Origin of the sequence: Pseudomonas sp. NFR16 (assembly GCF_900108875.1) — a bacterium.
Lineage (GTDB): Bacteria > Pseudomonadota > Gammaproteobacteria > Pseudomonadales > Pseudomonadaceae > Aquipseudomonas.
In genome coordinates, this window is sequence record NZ_FNYJ01000001.1 from 193,676 (window position 1) to 218,017 (window position 24,342).

Below are 24,342 nucleotides of genomic sequence, written 5' to 3' on the forward strand. Positions count from 1 at the left end.
CCGTCGAAATGTCATGCGCATGAGATTGACCGCAAGCGGCGTAAATCGTTAACTGTATATACATACAGTTATCCTGCACAAGGCTGCAACATGAGCATCACCTTTCTTGGGCCACTTTCGGCAGGCGGCGAAAAACTGCCGCTCTACTCGTTCCACGTTCCAGCAGGCTTCCCGTCGCCGGCCGCCGACCACATCGAAAAGCATATATCGCTGGACGAGCTTTTCGACATTCGTGCGCCCCATGTGTACCTGGTGAAGATCGACGGAGACAGCATGCAAGGCGCCGGTATCTATCACGGCGACATCGTGATCGTTGATCGCAGTCTCGACGCTGAACATGGCGACATCGTCATCGCCGCACTTAACACCGAGCCGCTGTGCAAGCGGCTGCACAGGCGTGAGAACGAATTGATCCTGATGTCGGAGAATCCGAAATACCCGCCGCGCCACGTGATGGAGGGCGACGAACTGGTGATCTGGGGCGTAGTGAAATACAGCGTTCGCGATCATGACAAACCCTGAGCCGGTCTTCGCGCTGATCGACTGCAACAGTTTCTACGCCAGCTGCGAGCGGGTCTTCAGGCCTGATCTGGCGAAAACGCCCATCGTTGTGCTGTCGAACAACGACGGTTGCGTCATCGCGCGCAGCTACGACGCCAAGCCTTTCGTGAAAATGGGGCAGCCGTACTTTCAGATCAGAGACCATCTGCGTCGCAACGGCGTGGTCGCGTTCAGCAGCAACTATGCGCTCTACGGCGACATGAGCGAGCGGGTGATGACGATCATCGAATCGATGGTGCCAGCACTGGAGGTGTACAGCATCGACGAAGCCTTCGCGGACCTGACCGGCATTCCCGGGGACCTGACGGCCTTTGGACGCAAGATTCGCTCGACCATCTACAAGCGCACCGGCATTCCCGTCGGGGTGGGCATCGCCCGCACCAAGGCCCTGGCAAAGCTCGCCAATCACACGGCCAAACGTCTTCTCGACAAGACCGGCGGCGTGGTGGACATCTGCGAGGCCTTCAAGCGCGACTGGACCTTGCGCAACACCGACGTAGGGGAGGTCTGGGGTGTCGGCAGAAGGATGAAGGCTCACCTGGAGGTGATGGGGATCAAAACCGCCATGGACCTGGCGAGGGCGGACGCCTGGACGCTTCGCCAGAAGTTCAGCGTGGTGATCGAGAAAACCGCGCGGGAACTGGCGGGTACTTCCTGCCTGGAATTGGCTGAGGCAGACGTGCCCAAGCAGGAAATCTGCTGCAGCCGGATGTTCGGCGAGCGCCTGACCGAGATCGAGCCGATCAAGGAAGCGGTGGCCACTTATATGCATCGGGCGGCGGAAAAGCTCCGGGCGCAGCACTCGCTCTGCAAGACGATCCGCGTGAGCATCCGTACCGGCATGTTCAATGTGCAAGAGGCCCGGTACGCCAATGGCGCGCTGATGGAACTGCCGTACCCCACCAACGACGTTCGCCTGATGACGAAACTTGCGACCGAGGCCGTCGATCGAGTCTTCCGCCCGGGCTACAAATACAGCAAGGCCGAGGTTCTGCTCATGGATCTGCGCCAGCCCGGCGAGTTCACCGACGACCTGTTCGCCCACGTCCAGACGCAGGCTGCCAGTCGAATCATGAGTGTGCTGGACGGCATCAACGGCCGCTGGGGCCGGGGCACGCTGCGGGTCGCCAGCGTGCCTCGAGACCCGGGATGGGCATGCGCCGGGACCTGATGAGCCAAAGCTTCACCACCCGAATCGATCAGCTGTGGACGGTCAAGTCGAGATGACCGTCGAAGCAGGGCGACGGCCTTTTAAACAACGACAACGGCGCAGGCGGTGATCGCTTTTGTGCATCAATAGATGAAAATTCAGCGATTATCGAATGCGTCCGTTTCCCACAGAATCTCCAGTTACAAGCGCTTACAAACACTCTAAAAAACGCTGGAGAACACAATGCAGCAGCCAAACCTCGCTTCCAGAGGCGCGTCGAAGGCAGGCATGGTCTTTCGGGTCACGTCCGGAAACTTCCTGGAACAGTTCGACTTTTTCCTTTTCGGCTTCTACGCCACCCATATTGCCGCCGCCTTTTTTCCCGCCTCCAATGAATTCGCCTCGCTCATGATGACCTTCGCCGTGTTCGGCGCGGGGTTCCTGATGAGGCCACTCGGCGCCGTGCTGCTTGGGGCGTACATCGATGATGTCGGCCGTCGCAAGGGTTTGATCGTCACGCTGGCAATCATGGCCAGCGGTACTTTGCTCATCGTACTGGTGCCCGGTTACGCCAGCATTGGGCTGTGGGCTCCGGCGCTGGTGCTGCTGGGGCGGCTATTGCAGGGTTTCTCCGCAGGCGCAGAAATGGGCGGCGTTTCCGTTTACCTGGCGGAGATGGCGACGCCTGGCCGAAAGGGCTTCTATGCGAGCTGGCAGTCGGCGAGTCAACAGGTGGCCATCGTCGTCGCAGCCGGATTGGGCTTCGCCCTGAATCTCTGGTTGACGCCGGTCGATCTGGCGCAGTGGGGCTGGCGGATTCCGTTCGGGATCGGCTGCCTGATCATCCCGTTTATTTTCCTGTTGCGTCGCAGCCTGCAGGAGACCGAAGAGTTTGCGAATCGCACGCATCGACCGACGATGAAAGATGTGTTCGGCACGCTCTACGACAATGCCGGCATCGTGTTCCTGGGCATGTTGATGGTCGCCATGACCACAACCGCGTTTTACATGATCACCGTGTATGCGCCGACCTTCGGTAAATCGGTCCTGCAGCTTTCCACCGGCGACGCGCTGATCGTCACGCTGCTGGTGGGCGTTTCCAACTTCATCTGGCTGCCCATCGGTGGTGCCCTGAGCGACCGCTTCGGGCGCAAGCCGCTCCTGGCTGCCATGTCGTTACTGACGCTGATCACGGCGTATCCCGCGCTTTCTTTCCTGGCTCAAGCGCCTTCTTTCGCCCATATGCTTGAGGTCCTGCTCTGGTTCTCTTTCCTGTACGGGATCTACAACGGCGCAATGATTCCGGCACTCACGGAGATCATGCCAGTGGAGGTTCGGGTCGCCGGTTTCTCCCTGGCGTACAGCCTCGCGACCGCGATATTCGGCGGCTTCACGCCCGCCGTTTCAACCTGGTTGATCCACATGACGGGTGATAAGGCAGCGCCCGCGTACTGGATGATCTTCGCCGCGCTTTGCGCGTTTATCGCGACGCTGGTGTTGTACCGCCGCCTGTCTGCTCAATCTCTTGCAACTGCTTAATCCAAGGAAGTGCTCATGCCATCGTTATTCAAAACTTGCCACGCGTTGTTACTGGCTGGATGGGCGTTCAGCGCCGCTGCCCACGCCGAGGAGCTGACCGTGATGACTTCTGGCGGCTTTACGGCTGCCTATCAAGGGCTGGCTCCCGCCTATGCAAAGAGCAGCGCCAACACGTTGAACACAGTGCTCGGTCCGTCCATGGGCAAAGCGCCGGAAGCGATTCCCAACCGACTGGCGCGCGGGGAGCACGCCGATGTGGTCATCATGGTGGGCTACGCCCTGGATGAGCTGATCAAGCAGGGCAAGGTTGACCCGGACTCGCGCGTCGAACTGGCCGATTCGCGCATCGGTATGGCAGTCAAGGCTGGCGCGGATACGCCGTCCATTGCCACTGATGCTGAATTGAAAAAGGTGCTCCTCAATGCAAGGTCCGTTGCCTATTCCGACAGCGCCAGCGGGGTCTACATCGAGAAAGAATTGTTCAAGAAACTCGGGATTCAGGATCAGCTTGCGCCCAAAAGCAAGATGATCGAGCGTATCCCGGTGGGCTCGGTCGTTGCAAAGGGTGATTACGAACTCGGGTTCCAGCAAGTGGCAGAACTGCTTCCGGTACCTGGCATTACCTTTGCGGGCAAAATTCCGGAAGACGTCCAGTCCGTCACCCGGTTCGCCGGTGGTATCCCGAAAAATGCGCAGCATCCGGCTGAAGCCAGACGGCTTCTGGAGTATCTGGCATCCCCGCAAGCTCAGGCCACCGTTCGCTCCAGTGGCCTGGATTCAGTCCCTCGCTAACCGCGCAGGCAGCTCGCATATAAGCTGCTCCAGCGCCAGCGCCGCAGGCGTCAAAGTACGCCCGCGGCGCTTGAGCAATCCCATTTGCCTCATCACTTCAGGCTCTGTGAGGGCGACGCTGGCCAGAATGGGATGGGTCGCCACCGGCATGGCGATGGAAGGCACTGCCGCCAGCCCCAGGCCTGCCTCGATCAGGCCGAGGACTGTCGTCACATGACGCGCTTCGCAGACGCTTTCCCTGGCAAACCGTACCGCCGGCAACGCCCGGTCGATGACCAGTCGGTTTCCGGAGGACTTGTCCAGGGTGATGTAATCGTGCTGATAGGCTTCGGCCCAGGTGATCGAGGTTCTCGAGGCGATGGGGTGATCCTTGCGGCAGGCGATCACATAGCGTTCTTCCATCAGCAGACTGAACTCGATCTCAGGGGCCAGGTTTCCGGTAAAGCTCACGCCGAAATCTGCCTCGCCCGACGCCACCGCTGCGCTGACTTCATTGGCCGAAGCATCGATGAGCCTGATCTTGATCCTGGGGTACTGCGCATGGAAATCCCGGATTGCATGGGGCATGAAGTAGTAGGCGGCGGAGGGAACGCAGGCGATCGTCAGCGTTCCGGTACGCAGGGCCCCGCCATCACCCACACTCAACAACGCCAGATCAAGATCGTCGAGCAGTCGTTCGACTTGCGGCAAAAATGCACGTCCGACATTGGTCAGCGTGACCCGTCGCGTCGTCCGCTCGAAAAGCTTGACGCCCAGCGCTGTCTCAAGCTTTTCGATCCGACGACTGAGCGCGGACTGCGTGATGCGGATCGAGTCGGCCGCGCGCCGGAAGCTGCCTTGCTCGACAACGCCGCGAAAGGCCAACAGGTCGTTTAGATCGAAGTTGATACTCACCGCTTAACCCGCATCTGATCGAATAGATGCATCAATGTTAAAGGGTTGCCGGACAGCTCACCATCCAACAGCCGCAGCAGATCCATTGGAGGCATCACCCCGGTCGGCACATTTCTGCCTCACTGAGCCTTCTGATCGGCGTCAAGTCAGGAGTCTGCCGCTTGCCGGGCAATGCTGCGGCTGATGGATCCCGCTCGACAAACTTGCTCGAGTGTCGCCATTGCGGCGCTGCTGCCTACAGATCGGCACGGCGCTGTTCGTGGATCAGATCAATCAGCGCTCGCAGTCCGGCGGGGATGTGTCGGTGGCCTGCGTAATAAAGCGACAGGCCGGGTAATGGCTTGGCCCATTGCGCTAAAACCTCGATCAGTCGCCCCTTACGAATATCGTTTTCCACATACCAGCGTGGCAACTGCGCCAGTCCAAGGCCGTTCCTGGCCGCCTCCAGCATCATCAGCGGCGCGTCGAGAATCAACGAGCCCTGCACCTCGACGATGATCGGCCTGTCGTTCTCGCTGAACTCCCAAGGTGCGGCCATGCCACCGGGATAGCGTGCGCGAATGCACGGCAGCGCCTGCAGATCCTCGAGTCGCGCGGGCGTTGCGTGGGTCGCTAAAAAGTCAGGGGAGGCCACGACGGCGATAGGAACACTGTCGGTGATCGCGACGCGAATCATGTCCCCCGGGACGTCCGAGCTCAGGCGCAAGCCGGCGTCGAAACCGTCGGCGACGATGTCCACCCGCTTTTCTTGCGTGGCAATTTCCAGCGTCATGCCAGGGTAGCGGCTCAGAAACTGCCGAACGAGCGGCTGAAACACCATCAGCGCGGCGCCGAGCGAGCTGTTTATCCGCAAGGTGCCAGTGGGCACGGGCTTGTGTTCCTGAAGGCTCGCCATCGCCGCGTTGATGTTTGCCACAGCGGGCCGTATCTGCTCGACAAAGCGCCGTCCTGCATCGGTCAGTGCAACGCTGCGCGTGGTGCGATGAAACAGGCGTTCACCCAGTCGCGCCTCCAGCCCCCGAAGCGCATTGCTCACGCCGGTGGTGGACATGTCCAGTTCTACCGCAGCGGCGCGAAAGCTCTGCTTGTCTGCCACCGCAAGTACAACTTCAAGTTCAACAAGGCCGTGCTTATACATTGTCCCGGTTTTCCAGATGATTCATCCGTATTTGAGCGCGTTATTTCGAATCGCTTCAACTGTTAGATTCTTCGCCTTCAGGACGCCACGAGAATCACCGCATGCGCAGTTTCAATCAGGCTTATATCGATGGGGCATTTGTCCAGGTTCAGGGCAATGAAACGCTGTCGATCATCAACCCCGCTTCCGAGCAGGTGATTGGACAGGTCACCCTCGCCAATCGCGCCGATACAGTGCTTGCCATCGAGGCTGCGACGCGCGCCCAGCCCACGCTGGCCTCCACCCGCAAGGCGGAACGGATCGACATGCTGCTGGCGTTGCAGCAGGCGGTGCTGTCGAACTCGGATCGTCTTCGCGACGCGGCCATTGAAGAGTACGGCGGCGTCCTCGCGCGTACCCAGTGGGTCAGTCAGTATGCGGCACAGTGCTTCAAGAACACCGCGCACGTGCTAGACGGTTATGAATGGGTGAGAACCATCGGGGAGGCATCGGTCATCATGGAGCCGGTCGGCGTCGCCGCGCTGATCGCGCCATGGAACAGCGTGGCCGGCACGGTCTGCAGCAAGCTGGCCTGCGCCATTGCCGCGGGTTGCGCATCAGTGATCAAACCCAGCGAACTCAGCCCGATTCAGACTCACGTCCTCGCGACGGCCCTCCACGAGGCCGGCCTTCCTGATGGGGTGTTCAATATCCTGCTCGGCCGGGGGCACGACGTCGGTGACGAATTGACCACCCATCCAGGCGTCACAAAGATTTCCTTCACCGGCTCGACCTCGACGGGCAAACAGATCGCGCGGGCGAGCATCGAGACGATGAAGCGCGTCAGCCTTTCGTTGGGCGGCAAGTCGGCGACACTGCTTCTGGACGATGTCGACCTTGCCACGGCCGTGCCGCTGGCCATGAGCGCGGCGTTCATGAACAACGGACAGGCGTGCGTCGCAGGCTCGCGCTTGCTCGTGCCGCGGGCGCGGTTGGGGGAGGTCATTTCTGCCGTTCGGCGCCACGTCGACACGATGCGCATCGGTGATCCATCTGACCCGCAAACCGCCATCGGGCCGGCGGTAAGCCAGGCTCACTACGAACGTGTCCAGACCTACATTCGTCGCGGCCTGGAGCAGGGGGCGACGCTGATCGCCGGCGGCACGGGTCGACCGCAAGGGCTGGAAAAGGGGTATTACGTCAGGCCCACCGTCTTTGCCGACGTCACTGACCGGATGGACATCGCCAACGAGGAAATCTTCGGGCCTGTGCTTTCCATCATGACCTATGACTCGCTCGAGCAGGCCATCGCCATGGCCAACCGCAGCGACTACGGCTTGCAGGCTTATGTCTTTTCCAGCGATCCGGACATGGCTCGGCGGGTAGCGCTCCGGCTGGAGGCGGGAACCGTGTTGATCAACCGACACACTTCCGAACTGATGGCTCCCTTTGGCGGCAGGAAACAATCCGGGCTCGGTCGGGAATTCGGCGTATTTGGCCTCGAAGCGTTTCTGGAGGCCAAGACTGTCGTCGCTGATTGAGAGGGGCGTGCCAAGGCCGGTACGCAGAAGCATCGGTGACGCGTGCGGCATTGCATAGGCGCCGGACGACGAATAGAACCCCTTGCAGCTGTCAGGGTCTGCTCATCTATTACTCTTGGAATGCAGCCCATGTCAGCGCAACACAGTCTGGTAATTCTTGCACGGGGAGGGTATGCGGCTCGCGGCGTGCTTTACCTGATCATCGGCATCTTCGCCTTGCTGGCCGCACAGGACTCGACCAGGCCCAAGGACAGCCACAAAAGCCTGGAAGCCTTGCTGGGTCAGCCCTTCGGCTACTTTCTGGTGGGGCTCGTGGTGGCGGGCCTGCTCGCATTCGCTGCGTGGCGCGTCCTGCAAGCGACGCGGGATGTTGACCACCACGGCAAGGACCTCAAAGGCGTGGTCATACGCGCGGGGCTGCTGGCGGGAGGTCTGGTCAACGGCGCTCTGGCGTTTTTCGCATTGGGCCTGCTGGTGAGCGGTATCGGAAGCTCAGGGGATTCCGGAGGACACGCCAAAGACTGGCTGGCTCATCTGCTGTCCTGGCGATATTCAAACGTGTTGGTGTACCTGATCGCGCTCGTGCCACTGGGTGTCGGCATCGCTCATATCATCAAAGGATGGAAGGCGTCGTTCGAGAAGTATTTCGAGGCCGACGAAGAGGTCATGCGCTACGTCCGACCGGTTTCCAGATTCGGACTGATCGCCCGTGGCGTCGTGTTCATCGAGATCGCGCTGCTGCTCGCCGTCAGCGGTTCTGCCTATCAGGCCGTGAACCCGCCTGGCATGAAAGAAGCCCTCGACGCCCTGCAGAATCTCCCGGCCGGCTGGCTGTTGTTGATCATGATGGCGCTGGGCCTGATCGCCTTCTCGGTCTACAGCTTTTCCGAAGCCTTCTGGCGGAAGATCAATATGGAAATTCCGGGAGTGTCGAGGGGGTAGTGGGGCTGTTAATCCTGCGTCCCATGACAGCGCGGGGTCCTTGCCATGCTGCTCAAGGCAGCCGATTACCGTGCTTTTCTGCAAATACCCCGCCTGCTGTTGTCCGGATAGCGTTGGGATTACGGGTGCCTGGGTTCTGAACGTGCGGCGCCAATCGCCACTGCGGCCAGAATGAGGAGAGTGCTGCCAAGTGCGAGCACGCCGACAATGCTGTAGGCGTCGAGGACGAGCCCGCCGACAAAGGCACCCAGCGATATTCCGATCTGGAAGACACTGACCTGCACGGCCTGGCCTGCTTCAGGGGAATCTGGCATGGCGTTGAGCATCCAGGTCGTCAGGGACACTGGAACCAGGCCGAATGCTGCACCCCAGACCCCTGCGGATACACTGCCGGCGATCAGACCGCTGACGCCAACGGCAGATACCGTCAGGACGGCCGCAATCATCAACACTGCCGCCAGCGCCGTACCGCGAACGCTTTTGGTCACCAGACGCCCACCCATGAAGGTACCAATGAAGCCTGCAACGCCATAGATAAGCAGGACAGTGGTCACCCCTTCGGGCGAGACGCCGTAGAGTTGCTGAAACATCGGTTTAAGATAGGAGTAGGTCGCGAAGTGCCCTGACACCAGAAGCAGCGTCACGATCAAGCCTGCTCTTGCCGGCGGCTTGGCAAACGGTGCTTTCAACTCGCGGATTTTGATAGCCCGTTCCGCAGGCATGGGCGGCAGGGTAAGGATCTGCAGGATGAGCACGATGAGGGCCAGGCCAGTGATGGCGAAAAATGTCATTCGCCAACCTGCGATTTCTCCCAGTAAAGCGCCGGCAGGGACACCTGCAATGGTCGCGACAGAAATGCCGGCCATGATGTATGACATAGCGCGAGGTTGCAGGGCTTCGGGCACGAGGCGACCTGTTGCGCTGGGTGCGAACGTCCAGAAGCCGCCAACGCAGAGCCCTAAAAGCATCCTTGCGACCAGTATGGTCGCCAGGTTCGGAGCCATCGCAGCGATCACGTTGGAAAGCACCAGCAGTGTCGCCAGCAACAGCAGAACGATACGTCGATCCAGTCGTCCCGCCAGAATGATGAGCAGCGGGCCGCTAGCGGCTGCCATCAGCCCGGGCGTTGTGATCATCAGACCGGCTGCGCCTTCGCTGACGTGAAGGCTGCTGGCGATGTTGGTCAGCAATCCGACGGGAAGGAACTCGGTGGTGACGCAAGTGAACGTACTGAGCGCAAGCGCGGCAACGGCTCGCCAGGCGGGTACTGTCCCGTTATTGCTCAGCCGGGGGAGGTCCTGCTCGATGCGCTCTGCAGTGCCCGTGTCGGCTACCATGGGCGGGCCTTCCCTGAATGGAACAATATGCCGGCGGCGCCACCTCTTGGCACGCTCATCCACTGAACGCTGATCTCGGCAACCCGATGACTGCCAGTCATGAACGTGACCCTCGTTTCTGCATGGATTGTCATACCGCGTCTCCCACGTTCCTGTAACGAAGCAGTTTCTTAATGTGCTAATAAAGACAACATTTAAAGGCAAAACAAATCAGCTTTTGTTCTCCACTCCGGTCACGATGTCCGCGAGCGTCTGTTCCGCCAGGCTCTGCTCAAATGACGCCTGAGCACGATCCAGAACCAGTGCCAGGCAGCCTTTGATATTCCTGCTGACATGACATCCTTCGGTCACAGCGTAGCCATGGACGGCGAACGCCTTGGGCGCTCCGCTTGCCTTATAGATATCCAGCAGTGTGATTTCTGACGGCGGTCGAGAAAGGGTGCACGAGCCAGACTTGCCTCGAATAGTGCTCACCAACCCCGCCTTGGCAAGCTTGGAAACCACACGACGCACGAAACTGGGGTCTGCATTAACGCTGCCCGCCAGATCGTTAGAACGCACAGGCGTACCGTAATGGGCGCCCAGCGAAGCCATGATGTGGGATGCGACGGAGAACTGAACGTTGGTCTGGGACATATTGTGAATCTAATTGACATAAATTTGGGCTGTCAAGTAACGCTTTCGTGCAAGACGCCCGCGGTGTCCGAATGGATCGTTCTCATCAGGCGGCTCAGATTCGTAGAGCGAGCTCTGCAGCGAAAAAATCCGTGACCGTTCTGACTCGTGCCGGAATGAACCGACGCCGGGGCCAGATCAGGCTGATATCCCTTGACGAACTGACGAACTCGTCGAGAACTGTCACGATATCCGGATGCTGCAGGTCCCCCACCAATGAGGCTCGGTTGAACATTCCAATGCCTACACCGGCCCGCACCCCCGCCAGAATGGTTTCCACACTGTTGGAATAAAGATTGCCCTGCACCTGGACAGTGAACGATCCATCCGGACCCTGGAATGGCCATTCCGTCATGTCTCCATAGATCAGGCAGTTGTGTTGCGCCAGATCGGTCGGCACGGCAGGCGTGCCATGGCGACGGAGGTAATGACGAGCGCCGACACATACCAACTTCGTCGTTGCGACACGTTTCACCACCGAGTCAGGATCGCGTACGGGGCTGACCCTGATCGCCAGGTCGACACCGTCATCAATCAAATCCCGGACAGCGTCGGACAGGCGCACGTCCAGCGTTATATTCGGGTGGAGCTCCAGCAGTTTCGGAATCAGCGGAACAATATGAAGTCGGCCGAACGTCGACGGTGCGGCGATTCGGACTAAGCCTCTGACATCCCCGGAACTGCTCGCAAGCTCCCCGTCGGCCTCTTCGATCTCCTCAAGGAGCGGTCTGGTCCGCTCGTAGTACTGGCGGCCCTGATCGGTGAGCGTAACGCTGCGCGTGCTCCTGCTGAGAAGTGTTGCGCCCAGACGCTTCTCCAGCGCGTTAACAGACTTGCTAATCGCCGATTGCGAATCACCCAGCCGGCGGGCAGCGGCGGAGAAGCCACCCGTTTCGACGACGGTGACGAACGCTGTCAGTTCACGAAAACGATCCATGGTCATTTCCACCCTGTATCGGTCATGAAGTACCCCTAATTATTCGAAAAGAGAATAGACCCTATACCAATTCGCCGGATTATCACCAGATAGCGACCCAATTACCATTCGTTTGCTGCTGACGGTCGGTCCAACAACCTCTCGCAACCCCGTGGCAGCGTCGGCATCCCGACATTCATCATCAAATGAGGAACATCATCATGAGCAACACAGTGAGCGATCAGCATCAAGGCAGTGCCCCTTCCTTGAGTCTTCAAGGTAAAAAAGTCGTCGTCGTGGGCGGAAAAACCGGCATGGGTCTGGGCATTGCTCAAGCGGCATATGCGGGTGGTGCATCAGTAGTAGTGGCCAGTCGGCGCATTGCATCCCTGTCAGAACGGCCGGATCTCGCAAATTTCGAACAGATCATTCTGGACATACGAGACGAAGCCGCTGTTCGTCAGGCGTTCGACAGCATTGGCGCCTTTGATCATCTCGCCGTAACGGCTGCGCCCGACTTTGGGACGTGGGGCGCCTTTATGGATTCAGACATGACCGGCGTGCGCAGTTACTTCGAAGGCAAGTTTCTCGGCAGTTGGGCCTGCGCTCGCTATGCCACGCCACATCTGAGCACGGGCGGCACGATCACCTTCTTCACGGGGGGCGCCGCGGTCCGTCCAAAACCCGGATTCACCGCACCTACGGCTGCTTTTGTCGCAGTAGAGGCGTTGTCAGGTTCACTTGCGCTGGAACTTGCGCCAGTGCGGGTGAACACGATCCGCCCAGGTTTTGTGGACACGGAGATGTGGAGCATTTTGCCTGCGGACGTACGTGACGGCCTGCGAGCGAAGGTTCGCGAGAATTTCCCGGCGCGTCGAGCAGGTACCGCCGCCGATATTGCGCACGCTGCGCTGTTTTTGATGACCAATCCTTACGTGACCGGCACCGTGATCGAGGTAACGGGTGGAGAGAATCTGGTGCCTAGCGTGATGTAAAAGGTGATGCGAAGTTTTGCAGAGACGACGACGCTGGTTTCCGGCGCCCCGAAGAGGCCATGTTTGTCGGCATCCTGACCGGCGCTCATCGACCGCTTCTGACGGGCGCCGTCAGCCTGACGAGGCTGTTGGCGGACGTCTGAGCCTTGCCGTGCGGGCTATCCGACGTTGCCCAGCGACGCTACTGTCGCCTGTGCGTCCACACCCTGGTCGCTCAGGGGCTCGTCGAAGGCCGACGGCGCTGCCAGCGCGTCCTTGTCGGGAAAGACTCAGCAAGTCTCCCCGGTTTCCAGCTACGCGAGCGTTCGGTTGTCGTCGCTTCGGGTCAGGCTCGCTTCTTCAATGTCCATCACTGCCTGGTCTGATCCTGGGTTCAATCTCGGGTTTCGCGAACGCCATGCGGCGCAGTCAGCTCATTAATTCAAAGCCCTTGAGCAGCTTGTCAGCGGCGTTTTTCGGGCAGCGAAACGCGAGCCCCGCAAGGTTCAGATCTTCACTATAAAACGCCGACACAGCCTGCCGGTTAGCTTCATCGTCGTAGGTCAGAAACAGCTCATCGGTGAAGATGGCGAATGGGATGTCACGCACCCGCGCCCGGTCAGCGATGGACCGCAGCCCCTCCAGCGGCGCGCTGTAGGTCATCACCGGTTCCTGAAACATCGGCAGGTACTTGTACCCCGACCTGTCGTAATAAGTCAGGCCCTGAACCATGGCCCCTGCGGTGACGCCGCTGACCAGAAACGCGGTGACATTGAGCTTTTGCCAGCCTTGCAAATCTTCGCGCAGAACGACAGCGATCTTGTATTTGGCTGACTTTTCCAGACTGTCCACTTGCGTCATGCAGAGGCGCCCTTCTGATGGATTAGAAAAGCGGCGTGCCCTGAAGGTCGCCGTCGTATGGGGAAGCAGGAGGCCACGGGATTCGCCTCCCAGGGATCAAAGGGTCAGGAACAGTTGGTCCGCGCTTTTGCGCACCTTCGCCAGGCCGGCCGCTGGATCGTCGGCCGCGCGATGGCCGATGACGGCGAACACCGTTGACGCCAGCCCTTGCTCTGTCAGCCCCAGAATCCTGTCCACTTGCGTGCGGTCGAAGCCTTCCATCGGGCAGATGTCGATCTGCATCTGCGCGGCTGCGCTCACCAGGACACCCATGGCGAGGTACGCCTGTTTTTGCGACCAGAGGATGCGCTCGGACGGGAGCAGTTTATTGACCGCGCCCTGGATATGCGTCTCCCGCGGCGCAAGGGTTTCGCGGCTCAAGCCACGGGTAATCGCGGCCAGGTCGATGTACTGGGCCACGGCTGCGCTATCGAGATCGGTGCATACCGCGAAAACCAGGAGATGGCTGCCTTCGGTGATCTGTGGCTGGCCGATGGCAGCTTCCCGGATTTGCGCGCGAAGTTCCGGCGTGCGGACATCGATGACCTTGAAAGGCTGCAGACCGTAGGAGGTAGGCGCCAGTTGGACATTGAGCAGCAGCTCTTGAAGCTCGGCTTCAGAGACCTTGGCGGACGGGTCGAATTTCTTGGTTGCATAGCGCCATTGCATGTGGCTGGAAAGCATGTGCAGCTCCTATGGATTATAGATGACATTTAATCGGGCGAATCAAACGCGACAAGCCACTGGCAGCCTTGCCTTCCGCTCATCTTTATTCCGCGTCGGCGGAGAAGGGCGAGCATTCGATGTCTCGCACGGCTCGACGAGAGCGCTGGTTTCAGCGAACTTCATAGCCGTCATTTGGGCAATGTAATTGCCTAAAATGATTATGGCCATTACAATCTCGGGGCGGCAAGTCTTTTTTGTAGGATGAGCTTTTGCAAAATGAGGAAACGCTATGCCAACCCAGCAGCACGCTTCGGCCATCAACCGTTTGTTAGCTCTTTTGAATTCAGGCGGAGTCGGGTTTGAGCGAGGTGTCGATCGGATGGAAAACGCCGAACGCTTCGACGCGTTTCGCCTGCCGCTGATCATGGGAACGGGCGAGAAGGCTGGGGAAGATTCGCTCCCCCTGGCCCGGCAGCTTCGTGATTGCCTGTTAAGGCTGGTCCAACACGGTGAAGACGATCCCGACGCATTGGCGATGCTCAATCAACTTTCGAAGCAGCAGTCTTTCCATTATTTTTTTGCTGAAGCGTCAGACGCAGATCTGCGAGAGCAGGGGGGCGAAACCCTGATTGGACTGGCGCTGCGTGATGTTGCGCAGCTTCGGCGAGAGGGAAAATGGAATCGGTTGAAGATCTGCGCCAATCCCGATTGCAAAGCCGCATACTTCGACACGACGCGGGCCCGGACTCAGCGGTGGCATTCCTATGCGGTTTGCGGGAACAAAGCGAACGTCGCGGCTTTTCGCTCACGAACCGCATGATCAGCCGCGATTTTTCTTCGCTGCGCACAGCTTGACAGAACCCCTCGTCTAAATATGATGGTCGACATTAAAAGTATTCGACGGACCCGATCGTTGTCACTGCTTCACGGTTGAGCGAAGCCCGCTTCTTGACGCGCCTCATGATCGGCACCTGTGCAACTGACCGTAGCGCAATCGTTGCTGGGAATTGTGCCGCAACGGCCTCGCATTCTGATGGCGGAACTTGCGCGATAACGGAAACGCACGACGATGATCCGGGCGCTCTAGACGCTTGAATGTGAGAGGAAGGCGGTGACCGCCTATTTTTTCAGACCAACGTGTGTAATTGCACACTGTTTGTCCGGCGAGTCTGCTCGTAAGGAAACCGCACCGAACTCCGCACGCCCTTTTCCATTGCACTCCACACATACTAAAGGTACTGAAATGAACGTCCGCAATTCCGTAGTTTTCGTGACTGGCGCCAACCGTGGCTTGGGCCTGGCCTTCGCCAAGGCTGCACACGCATTGGGCGCCTCCAAGGTGTATGTCGGCATGCGCAATCCGGAAGGATTCGAAGCGCCTGGCCTGACCCCGGTGAAGCTCGATGTGACGGATGAAGCCTCGGTCAAAGCCGCTGCCGCGCTGTGCAAGGACACCACCCTGCTGGTGAACAATGCCGGCATCGTCAGCTTGATGAACGGACCGCTCGACTCGAACATGATCGAGCTGTCGCAGACGCTGATGAACACCAATTACTACGGCATTATTCGGGTCTCGCAGGCGTTCGCGCCGATTCTCGCGGCCAATGGCGGGGGCGCCTTCATCAACGTGCTTTCCGATGCGACCTGGCTGAGCGTGCCAATGCTGGCCGCTTACGCCGCTTCAAAATCGGCGGCATGGAGTCTCACCAACGCCTTGCGCCTGCAGCTCAAGCCGCAGGGAACGCACGTTCTCGCATTGCACGTTGGCTTCCTCGACACCGACATGACCAAAGGTTTCGATATGCCCAAGTCGAGTCCCGACGTGGTGGCCAGAAAAGTCTACGCAGGGCTGGAGGAGGGCGCGCTGGAAGTGCTGGCCGACGAGGGCACTCTGCAGGTCAAATCCACGCTTTCCAGCGCTGAGCCGGTGTACTTCAACCCGCCGTCTTTCTGATCCGGCCACATCCTCGCGGAATGAAAAAGGCGCCCTGGACGGCGCCTTTTTTCCATATGTGAATTGTGGAGGTGAAGCGCATATCGGACCCTGCGACAATACGGCTAATCTGCGCCACTATCACGCCGAGGCGTTTTAGCCTGATCATCCACGTCATCCGTGAGAGCCTCATTTGGACGCTACTACCGATTTCTCGTCTCAAACCCGTGGCTCTTCCCTGGCCTCGAAGGTGTGCCGGCTTGCTCTGTTCGCAGGGCTCTCCCTGAATGGAGCTGCGTGTTTTGCTGCAGGCCCGTCCACTGCTTCGGTATTACCGCTGAATAAAGGCTTGTACGTCGACGCCTCCCAGACCTGTTCAGATCCGGCCAATGCCGGTATACGCAGCTACAACGGCGCCGGATTGAGCACGAGTCACACTCACGCGTGCAAGATGGCAGTGCAGTCGAAGGCCGGCAATGTTTACACCGTCTTCCAGCACTGTATCGACGCTGGGGTAGGGCCGGGGCCCGTATTCAAAGAGACCTTGAAGATTGAGGTTGTCAGTAACAGCCGGTTTCGGCTGAAACAATCGAAAAGCGTCACCACATACCACTATTGTTCGCCTGATCAGCTCCCGCCCGGGTTGGAGCCGCCGAGCGATGTTAATTGAGTGGCCTCCTTATCCGTTGCGGCGTCGCAGCGCAGTGGGCGCGACGTCCGGGAGTGGCCCGGTTCAGCTGGTAGGAATGCCGTGGTTTTGAACATCGGCCCAGGATTGCCACAAACGATTTGCGTTTGATCTGGTTAAGTAAAGGGCTGCCGCGAGCTTACTGAAATTGGACGCCAGCCAGACGCTCCGATTCTGCCCACAGCCGTGCTGCTGTTACGCTGTCAAGGGCCTGTGAGGGCAGGCTTGCAGGGCCGGGCGCGCCTCGGGTTTCTCCCAGGCGGGTCGGGCCATAATAGCTGCCGCCACTGGAATGCGGTGACGCCACAGCATACAGCGTTGGCAATACGCCCTGGGCGGCGGGTTGAAACAAGAACCACAGGCACGTGCGCAGCAATCCAGCCGGGCTCCAACGGCCTGCGCCATTAAGTAACAGATCGGTACGTGAGACCCCTGGGTGCGCCGCGAGACTCGCCAATCCCCAGCCATTAGCGTCACTGCGGCGTTGCAACTCGAGCATGAACATCAAGCAGGCGAGCTTGGACTGGCTGTATACAGACATCGGTCTGTAGGCGCGCTCGGCCTGTAGGTCGTCGAGGTCAATTCGACCGCTGCGGGCAGCGATACTGGATACAGTCACGACACGTGGCTCTCGTGCTTTGCGCAGCAGCGCTGACAGGTGAGCGGTAAGGGCAAAGTGGCCGAGGTAGTTCGTGGCGAATTGCAATTCGAGACCATCGTGCGACAGCTCACGCCTCGGCGGATTCATTACGGCTGCGTTGTTGATCAGCAGATCAAGTCGGTCCAGATCGGCTTCCATGCGCACGGCGAACGCCGCCACGGAAGCGAGATTTGCGAGGTCGAGCTCCTCGAAGCGAATCCTGGCCTGCGGCAATTGCTGTCGAATGCGCGCTACGGCGGCCGCGCCCTTGCTCGAATTACGACCGGCAAGTATGACGTCAGCCCCGGCTTGCGTCAGCGCCCGCGCGGCCTCAAACCCCAGGCCGCCGGTTCCTGTCACGATGGCGATTCGTCCTGCCTGAGGCGGCAGATCGGCGAGTGTCCAATGAGGCATTGAGATCATTCCTGGAATTTGCACTTGGTGTAAAATTATTATCGCACTCGGTGCGATTTTGCAAGGTTCGATCCCTGTGTGACAATGCGGTATGACTACTTCTCCATCAGGGCCACAAGGCCTACGTGCACGCAAGCGGCAAGAAACGCTGGAACGAATCGCCGAGACTGGCCTTTCGCTGTTTATTGAAAGGGGCTACGAAGCGACTACTCTGGATGCTATCGCCGAAGCTGCGGGCATTTCGCGTCGCACTTTCTTCTACTATTTCAAATCGAAGGAAGAAATTCTGCTGGACTGGCAGATGCGCGGATTCAGTGTCTCGCTGCACAAGGCGGTGTTGGCTCAACCGGCCGACAGGCTGCCGGTCGAGGTGGTCCGCGACGCGATGTTGCAACTGTCCTCGGGCTTTCGCACTCAGAAATTCATAAGTATCGACCGTATACTGCGCAGCAGCGAAACGCTCAAAGCTCGCAAGCAGGCGGCCTACGGAGTGCACGAACGGTTTCTGCATGAGGCGCTGATACAGCGATGGCCCGACCCCGCCCGCAGCGCACCCCTGCGCCTGGTCGCGATGGCCTCGCTCGGCGCCATGCGTCTGGCGATTGACGAGTGGATTCAAGCAGGCGGCGATCAGTCGTTGGCGTCCTTTCTGCAAACAGCGTTCGCGGACTTAACGGCAGAGTTCGGTGCACCCGGCCACTAGCCGATATCGGCTGCCATACCGGCATCGACCTTCACACGTGCTGCTCCACTCGGTGCCTTCATCGGCGCTCATCAAGCGGAATGCGCTCTATGACGTCGTCGAAGGGCGCGAGATCGAGAAAGGCGACAACCTCGGTTGCACGCAGATTCGCCATTCGGAAGATCCACACGTAACTGTTGCGATAGGGGACACCATCGGCTGCGGTGGCAACGCCGTCCCAATGAACGATTACATCATTATGGTCGGCCCATATGTTTTTCACCGTTGGTCGAACGGGTGACGAAAGACGTGCGGCGAATGGCGCTACTGCCCGCTTTAAAAAGTCATCGCGGCTTCTGTAGGTTCCGGCGACCGGACTGCTGCCTTTGATGGTCCAGATTACTTCGGGCGCTATCACGTCCTGAAAGAACGTTGTCCCTCCTGCAGCCCAATTGTCGAAGGCCTGTGCGACAACCTTTCGATTGCGCTCGGTTGTCGTTTCAGCTTTTTGAGCCACCGCAACGCCGCCAAACACGGTGTAGGCCAACATCGCTGCGGCGATGATGTATTTCTGAATCGTCATCATGTGCCCTCAATCTATCGATCTGTAAGATGGATAGCCAACTCTGGATTATGGACAGCGGGGCCTTCAGTTTTTGATATCCCGCCATTGCGCGTGCTTCCCCGCACTCATCTGAAAGTTCTTGAATGGAAGTGTGCCTTGGAGGCGGATCGCGGCTGTAACATGATCGGCCTGATAGCTTGTACGATTGTCCGCGCTGCCGAACTTTGAACCGTCCAGACTCGACGAAATGGAATGGGCATGGATCCTTTGACAAAACTTGTCGACATCATCAGCCGACACGCGCCAAGCGATGGCTTACATGGGACGCCTATTCCTGGCGTCGGGCTGATCCGATCCGGCACGCCGACTTTGCCGATGCCTGTGGTTTACGAGCCAACGCTGTGCCTGGTCGCTCAGGGTCGCAAACAAGCGATGCTGGGGACGTCGGCGTATGTTTACGACGCAGCCAACTACCTGATTGCATCGCTGCATCTTCCAGTGATGGGCTCCGTCATTGAGGCGAGTGAGATCGCTCCATATCTCTGCCTGGTGCTCGATCTCGACTTGACGGAATTGAGCGATTTGACGCTTCGTCATCCATTACCCGAAGAGGATGAAAGCGCGTCGTTGGCTGGGATTGCGCTGAACGAGACGACTCCTGATCTGCTGGATGCCTCCGTACGACTCGCCAGTCTGCTGGACAAGCCTGGCGATATCGGAGCACTCGCGCCACTGGTGACTCGCGAGATTCTTTATCGCCTTCTGACCGGGCCAGGCAGCAGCATCCTGCGGCAACTTACCCGGGCGGACAGTCGGCTGAGCCACATTGCCAAAGCAATTGCTTGGCTCCGTGCGCATTACGACGAAGTCTGCCGGATCGATGAAATCGCCGATATTGCTGGCATGAGCCGCTCGACGTTTCATGTGCACTTCAAAGCGGTCACGTCGATGAGCCCACTGGAGTTCCGCAATCAGTTAAGACTGCAGGAGGCTCGCCGGCTGATGGTTGCCGAAGCGATGGATGCAGCAGCTGCAGGGCATCAAGTCGGCTACGAAAATCCGTCGCACTTCAGTCGCGATTATGTCCGTATGTTTGGCATGTCGCCGGCCAGAGACGCTCGACTGCTGCGTCACATCTAATCAACGAGGGAACACAGTGGGCATCTCGTCACGATAAAAATCACTGGATCACCTGATTCGGCCTGGCACGAGCAACGCACCTGACAGGCGTCGGCGTACACGCGAAAGAACTCGTCAAGCAGGTCGCTGCTCATGGCCGCGCGGCTATGGATCAGTCAGCGACGCCTTGCGTCATTCAGCCCCGAGGCGCTTGTCCGATTTGTCGCGCAAAGCAGCAGACTCGGGGTGTTCATGACGAGCCCCATTTATTCAGGGGCTCGCTATACGGCCGCTGGCGGCAAATGGTGGCGCTTCAGTGGTCAGTCGAACGCTGGTCCTGAACCTCGGCAGCGCTGACCGGTGTGCCTGTGTTTCCCCACCCTGTGCGGATGAACGTGACCACATCGGCCACTTCCTGGTCAGACAGACGCCAGGCGAAACCCGGCATGGCAAACGCCGTGGGCGCGTGCTGGTTGCCAGGGAGATAGCCGCCGGCGAGCACGATGTGGATCAGCGACGTCGCGTCCTTGCCGTTGACGACCGAGTTTCCGGCCAGCGCCGGGAACACATGCGCGTAACCTTTGCCGTCACTGCGATGGCAAGCCATGCAGTTGTCTGCGTAGGTCCGGGCCCCGACCGCTTGAACGTCCAGGCTGGCCATCAGCGTAGCCGTGTCAGAGGTACCTGATGCTGCAGGGGAAGGGCCGGAAGCGGGCAGGCTTTTGAGGTAGCGAGCGATGGCCAGGCGATCCTCATCGGTCAGATATTGCATGCTGTGCTGAACCACATCGGTCATGCTGCCGAACACCGCCGTACGGTCGGTGCGACCTGTTTTGAGGAACTGGGCGATTTCCGCCTCGCCCCAGGCGCCCAGACCATCATGGATGTCGCCTCGCAGATTCTTGGCGACCCAGCCTTCCAGCGGGGCACCTCCCGAGAGGAACTCACCTTTCGCATCGGCCGACAGGGCTGTTTCCTGCATGCCGATGCCACGCGGTGTATGACAACTGCCGCAATGGCCCAGGCCTTCGACCAGGTACTGACCGCGTGCCACTTGAGCATCCGATGAGGCGGGTACCGTACTCGCGACCGCCGGTGCGAATGTCCAGCGCCAGATCGTCAGCGGCCAGCGCATGCTCAGAGGCCAGGCGATATCGGCATCACGGTTGGGCGTGGCGGCAGGCTTCACTGCATTCATGAAGTAGGCGTAGAGGTCGGCGATGTCCTGATCGGAGACCTTGGCATACGACGGATACGGCATTGCCGGGTACAGGCTCGCGCCGTCGCGTCGGATGCCGTGACGCACTGCCTTGTCGAAGTCCGCCAGCGTGTATTCCCCGATACCGTGCACTGGATCGGGCGTGATGTTGGTGGCATAGACCGCGCCGATGGGCGTTTCCAGGCCCAGCCCGCCGGCGTAGGGCTCGCCGCCCTTGGCCGTATGGCAGGCCACGCAGTCACCCGCGCGGGCCAGGTATTCGCCCCGCTGCAACGTCTGCGGATCTGCCGACGCGGCCATAGCGTGCAGACTGATCGAGCCCAGGCACAATGCGCTGCACTTCAAAAAATTGTTCAACCTCATCATCTCAGGCCTCCACCAACGGCTTGCCGGGGTTCTTCAGGTAGTGCTGCCTGATGGCATTGGCCGACCAGTAGGCGAGGGCACCGACGAGTCCCGTCGGGTTGTAACCGATGTTTTGCGGAAAGGCAGATGCTCCGATCACGAACAGGTTGGGCACATCCCAGGATTGCAGGTAGCGGTTGACCACGCTGCTGGACGGGCTGGTGCCCATGATGGCGCCGCCGGTGGTGTGCGTACTCTGGTAGAAGCGGGTGTCGTACAGCGTGCCAATCTTCTTGGCATTGACCTGATAGGACTCAGGATTCATGGCCTTGGCGATTTCCGCCGCTTTGCCTGTCACGTACTGGGACATCTTGATGTCGTTGTCATGCCAGTTGAAGGTGACGCGCAACAGTGGCTGACCGAACGCGTCGCGATACGTCGGGTCGAGATCCAGATACGTGTCCCGGTAGGCCATCACCGAACCCTGGGTGTAGATGTTCAGGCTGCGCTGATAGTTGTCGGCCACTGCGGCTTTCCAGCCTTTGCCCCAGTTCGGCGCGCCCTTGGCGACGCTGGTCTGCCCGATAGGCCGTCCGCCGGTACGGTGGTGACCGATGTTGGCGCCGCCGATGAAACCAAGGCCGGTGTGGTCGAAATTGTCACCGTTGTAGTTGTCGATGGCCGAACCGCCCGCGCCAGTGCCGATGAAGGGGTTCAGGTAGGTGCCCTTAGGCATGACCACGTTGACCGAGCCGAGCATCTGATAGGCGTAGTTCTTGCCGACGACACCTTCGCCGGTCTGCGGGTTGTAGGGCTTGCCGATCCCGGAAAGCAGCAGCAGACGCACGTTGTGTAACTGGAAGGCGCTGAGTATGACCAACCGGGCCGGTTGCTCGGTTTCGTTACCTTGCGCATCGATATAAGTGACGCCCGTCGCTTGCTTGCCGGTGGAGTCCAGATTGACCTTGGTGACGTGGCAAAGCGCGCGCAATTCGAAATTCTTGCGGCGGCGCAGAACGGGAAGAATGGTGGTCTGCGGCGAAGCCTTGGAATACATGTAGCAACCGTAGTTTTCACAGAAACCACAGAAGTTGCACGGCCCTAGTCGCACGCCATAAGGGTTGGTGTACGGAGCCGATGCGTTGCCGGCGGGGATTTTGAATGGGGAGTAACCCAGGCTCTTCGCGGCGTTTTCGAACAGCGAGTCGCCATACACCGGCTTGAGCGGTGGCAGCGGGAATTCCTGACTGCGCGGGCCTTCGAACTTGTTTCCGCCGTCAATGAGCTGACCCTTGATATTGCCCGCTTTGCCGGAAACGCCGGCGACGTTTTCGAAGCGGGTGAAGAAGGGTTCGAGCTCTTCGTAGCTCACTCCATGATCCTGAATGGTCATGTTGTCAGGAATCATGTTTTTGCCGTAGCGCTCGGTGTAATGGCTGCGCAGCTTCAGGTCACTGGGCAGCGGGCGCCAGGTCAGGCCGTTCCAATGGAAGCCCGCGCCACCGACGCCGTTGCCCAGCAGGAAGGTGCCTTGCTGGCGGTACGGGACCGCGACGTCGGAGGGTGTGTGCCGAATGGTGACGGTTTCCTTGGACAAGTCCTGGTACAGCTTGCCGCGCACCGTGTAGGCGAGTTCGTCGATGACTTTCGGGTAGCTCGCGTCGTCGGGAGTGTCTTGATCAGGTCCACGCTCCAGGGCGACCACGTTCAGCCCGGCCTCGGTCAATTCGGCGGCGAGAATCGATCCCACCCAGCCCAGACCCACGACAACGGCATCGATTTCCGGTTTCTTGACAGTCATCAGCGTTACCCCCTGAGTCCGTTGATGGACACAGGGCCGAGCGGATACCGCTCGTTCGGACGATCTACCCAATCCATGAAATCTGCGCGCGCACCGGGGAAGCCGATCATTTTCCACGCTGCCATGTGTTGGTTGCCGCCGTATTTGGGGTCGGCGAAATAGCCTTCCTTGACGTTTTTCAACAGCAGCGCGAAGAAACTTTCGCCCGGCACGTTATTGAGTTTGAGTTGGCCTTTTTCCAGCGCCGTCAGTGTCGCGATCCTGATCTGTTCCGGTAGCTCGGAGAAACGCTTGCCATGGGCGCTCTGGCAGACGGCGTCGACCTCCGCGATGCCCAGGCGATAGATTTCACGCGGCACCAGCTTGAACTGAAAGCCCATCTCCACAGGTTGGTTGGTGATGAAAGGGCCCTGCATGTACCAGAGTCGGCCATAGGCGTAAGGGGTCTCCATCTGGCGGTCGAGAAACTCGGGAACGCCCGCAGATACCGCACCAGGACCCTCTTCGTCCTCGGGAATGATGACCGCGCACGCTGCATTGACGAATTGCCACTCGGCCGCCGTGAAGTAGCTTGGTTCGTAGGTATTCGGTGCATGAGCCGGTTGGTCTTGCGCAACAGCGGCCTGTACCGGCGCCGGCGCCACTGTCTGCGTCACCGAATACCCGCCGAGGCTGACGGCGGGAATCAGAATTGCGCTTCGACGCAGGAATTCGCGTCGGGAATTGGGTGTATCAGTCATTGTGACTCCGTCAGGCGTGCGGCAGAAGGTGCTGGTGTAGTGGCCTGCTGACCATCTTGGACGTGTGGGTATTTCCGGAGGATGCAGGCGCTGTGGAGGCGTGCGTCAAACGACCACAGCGGCATCGGGCGAAGGATGGTATATCAGTCAAAAACCAAATAATAGAATGACATTTCAATAATATGCATTTTC

General features: G+C 59.4%; 22 protein-coding genes and 1 pseudogene. 11 read left to right on the forward strand and 12 right to left on the reverse strand.

The annotated features are described in order from the left end of the window. Positions 1-90: 90 nt before the first annotated feature. The 4 genes and pseudogenes from BMZ10_RS00935 to BMZ10_RS00950 all read left to right on the forward strand — a co-directional run bounded on the left by BMZ10_RS00935 (position 91) and on the right by BMZ10_RS00950 (position 4,042). Entirely contained in the window at positions 91-522 is a 432-nt protein-coding gene (locus BMZ10_RS00935; RefSeq protein WP_093458193.1) for a LexA family protein, read from the forward strand. Next, positions 509-1,788 (forward strand): annotated as a pseudogene (umuC, locus tag BMZ10_RS00940) (translesion error-prone DNA polymerase V subunit UmuC). The gene BMZ10_RS00935 and the pseudogene umuC overlap by 14 nt, the downstream one beginning before the upstream one ends. 166 nt (positions 1,789-1,954) lie before the next feature. Next, positions 1,955-3,250: an MFS transporter gene (locus BMZ10_RS00945; RefSeq protein ID WP_093458194.1), complete on the forward strand. Its 1,296-nt coding sequence runs from the start codon at positions 1,955-1,957 to the stop codon at positions 3,248-3,250. A 15-nt stretch (positions 3,251-3,265) separates the two neighbouring features. After that, positions 3,266-4,042 carry a substrate-binding domain-containing protein gene (locus BMZ10_RS00950; protein WP_093458195.1) on the forward strand — a complete coding sequence of 259 codons (777 nt, stop codon included), beginning with the start codon at positions 3,266-3,268 and terminating at the stop codon, positions 4,040-4,042. Here the strand turns inward: BMZ10_RS00950 and BMZ10_RS00955 are convergent. Then, entirely contained in the window at positions 4,028-4,936 is a 909-nt protein-coding gene (locus tag BMZ10_RS00955; RefSeq protein WP_093458196.1) for a LysR family transcriptional regulator, read from the reverse strand. The two genes, BMZ10_RS00950 and BMZ10_RS00955, sit on opposite strands and share 15 nt — an antisense overlap. Positions 4,937-5,171: 235 nt before the next feature. Further along, the gene (locus BMZ10_RS00960; RefSeq protein WP_093458197.1) at positions 5,172-6,074 is read right to left on the reverse strand and encodes a LysR family transcriptional regulator; all 903 of its coding nucleotides are present in this window, start codon (positions 6,072-6,074) and stop codon (positions 5,172-5,174) included. 101 nt (positions 6,075-6,175) lie between these two features. On the opposite strand from BMZ10_RS00960, the gene BMZ10_RS00965 reads away from it, so the two are divergent. Together BMZ10_RS00965 and BMZ10_RS00970 are read left to right on the forward strand one after the other, a co-directional pair. Beyond that, positions 6,176-7,594, forward strand: coding sequence for an aldehyde dehydrogenase family protein (locus BMZ10_RS00965; protein WP_093458198.1), 1,419 nt, complete (start codon positions 6,176-6,178; stop codon positions 7,592-7,594). A 129-nt stretch (positions 7,595-7,723) separates the two neighbouring features. Beyond that, positions 7,724-8,536 (forward strand): DUF1206 domain-containing protein, encoded by an 813-nt coding sequence (locus BMZ10_RS00970; protein ID WP_093458199.1) that lies wholly within the window; start codon positions 7,724-7,726, stop codon positions 8,534-8,536. Between the two features lie 119 nt (positions 8,537-8,655). Here BMZ10_RS00970 and BMZ10_RS00975 read toward each other — a convergent pair whose 3' ends face one another. The 3 genes from BMZ10_RS00975 to BMZ10_RS00985 all read right to left on the reverse strand — a co-directional run bounded on the left by BMZ10_RS00975 (position 8,656) and on the right by BMZ10_RS00985 (position 11,485). Then, a complete protein-coding gene (locus BMZ10_RS00975; protein ID WP_143070238.1) occupies positions 8,656-9,936 on the reverse strand; it encodes an MFS transporter in 1,281 nt (426 codons plus the stop codon). Between the two features lie 147 nt (positions 9,937-10,083). Then, complete coding sequence (locus BMZ10_RS00980; RefSeq protein WP_093458201.1) at positions 10,084-10,509, reverse strand: Rrf2 family transcriptional regulator; 426 nt, start codon at positions 10,507-10,509, stop codon at positions 10,084-10,086. A 94-nt stretch (positions 10,510-10,603) separates the two neighbouring features. Further along, complete coding sequence (locus BMZ10_RS00985; RefSeq protein WP_093458202.1) at positions 10,604-11,485, reverse strand: LysR family transcriptional regulator; 882 nt, start codon at positions 11,483-11,485, stop codon at positions 10,604-10,606. A 200-nt stretch (positions 11,486-11,685) separates the two neighbouring features. Here BMZ10_RS00985 and BMZ10_RS00990 point away from each other — a divergent pair, with 200 nt between their 5' ends. Then, positions 11,686-12,459 (forward strand): SDR family oxidoreductase, encoded by a 774-nt coding sequence (locus BMZ10_RS00990; protein ID WP_093458203.1) that lies wholly within the window; start codon positions 11,686-11,688, stop codon positions 12,457-12,459. Positions 12,460-12,867: 408 nt separating this feature from the next. Here BMZ10_RS00990 and BMZ10_RS00995 read toward each other — a convergent pair whose 3' ends face one another. Both BMZ10_RS00995 and BMZ10_RS01000 read right to left on the reverse strand, forming a co-directional pair. Beyond that, a complete protein-coding gene (locus BMZ10_RS00995) occupies positions 12,868-13,299 on the reverse strand; it encodes a DUF2000 domain-containing protein (protein WP_093458204.1) in 432 nt (143 codons plus the stop codon). 96 nt (positions 13,300-13,395) lie between these two features. After that, positions 13,396-14,022, reverse strand: a complete 627-nt coding sequence (locus BMZ10_RS01000) for an NAD(P)H-dependent oxidoreductase (protein ID WP_093458205.1) — start codon at positions 14,020-14,022, stop codon at positions 13,396-13,398. Between the two features lie 271 nt (positions 14,023-14,293). On the opposite strand from BMZ10_RS01000, the gene BMZ10_RS01005 reads away from it, so the two are divergent. Continuing rightward, entirely contained in the window at positions 14,294-14,824 is a 531-nt protein-coding gene (locus BMZ10_RS01005; protein ID WP_093458206.1) for a CGNR zinc finger domain-containing protein, read from the forward strand. Between the two features lie 423 nt (positions 14,825-15,247). Next, on the forward strand, positions 15,248-15,958 hold the full coding sequence (locus BMZ10_RS01010; RefSeq protein ID WP_093458207.1) for an SDR family oxidoreductase: 711 nt from the start codon (positions 15,248-15,250) through the stop codon (positions 15,956-15,958). Between the two features lie 806 nt (positions 15,959-16,764). On the opposite strand, the gene BMZ10_RS01020 is transcribed toward BMZ10_RS01010, so the two are convergent. Next, positions 16,765-17,679, reverse strand: a complete 915-nt coding sequence (locus BMZ10_RS01020) for an SDR family oxidoreductase (protein ID WP_093458209.1) — start codon at positions 17,677-17,679, stop codon at positions 16,765-16,767. Positions 17,680-17,770: 91 nt separating this feature from the next. On the opposite strand from BMZ10_RS01020, the gene BMZ10_RS01025 reads away from it, so the two are divergent. After that, positions 17,771-18,382 carry a TetR/AcrR family transcriptional regulator gene (locus BMZ10_RS01025; protein WP_093458210.1) on the forward strand — a complete coding sequence of 204 codons (612 nt, stop codon included), beginning with the start codon at positions 17,771-17,773 and terminating at the stop codon, positions 18,380-18,382. A gap of 58 nt (positions 18,383-18,440) precedes the next feature. Here the strand turns inward: BMZ10_RS01025 and BMZ10_RS01030 are convergent, their stop codons facing one another. Continuing rightward, positions 18,441-18,947, reverse strand: a complete 507-nt coding sequence (locus BMZ10_RS01030; protein WP_177182019.1) for a nuclear transport factor 2 family protein — start codon at positions 18,945-18,947, stop codon at positions 18,441-18,443. 231 nt (positions 18,948-19,178) lie between these two features. On the opposite strand from BMZ10_RS01030, the gene BMZ10_RS01035 reads away from it, so the two are divergent. Continuing rightward, complete coding sequence (locus tag BMZ10_RS01035) at positions 19,179-20,066, forward strand: AraC family transcriptional regulator (protein WP_256214280.1); 888 nt, start codon at positions 19,179-19,181, stop codon at positions 20,064-20,066. Between the two features lie 292 nt (positions 20,067-20,358). On the opposite strand, the gene BMZ10_RS01040 is transcribed toward BMZ10_RS01035, so the two are convergent. The 3 genes from BMZ10_RS01040 to BMZ10_RS01050 are packed head-to-tail and all read right to left on the reverse strand — an operon-like array spanning position 20,359 to position 24,150. Continuing rightward, complete coding sequence (locus BMZ10_RS01040; RefSeq protein WP_093459861.1) at positions 20,359-21,627, reverse strand: c-type cytochrome; 1,269 nt, start codon at positions 21,625-21,627, stop codon at positions 20,359-20,361. A 4-nt stretch (positions 21,628-21,631) separates the two neighbouring features. Then, entirely contained in the window at positions 21,632-23,410 is a 1,779-nt protein-coding gene (locus tag BMZ10_RS01045; protein WP_093458212.1) for a GMC family oxidoreductase, read from the reverse strand. Positions 23,411-23,415: 5 nt separating this feature from the next. Next, a complete protein-coding gene (locus tag BMZ10_RS01050) occupies positions 23,416-24,150 on the reverse strand; it encodes a gluconate 2-dehydrogenase subunit 3 family protein (RefSeq protein WP_093458213.1) in 735 nt (244 codons plus the stop codon). Positions 24,151-24,342 lie beyond the last annotated feature (192 nt).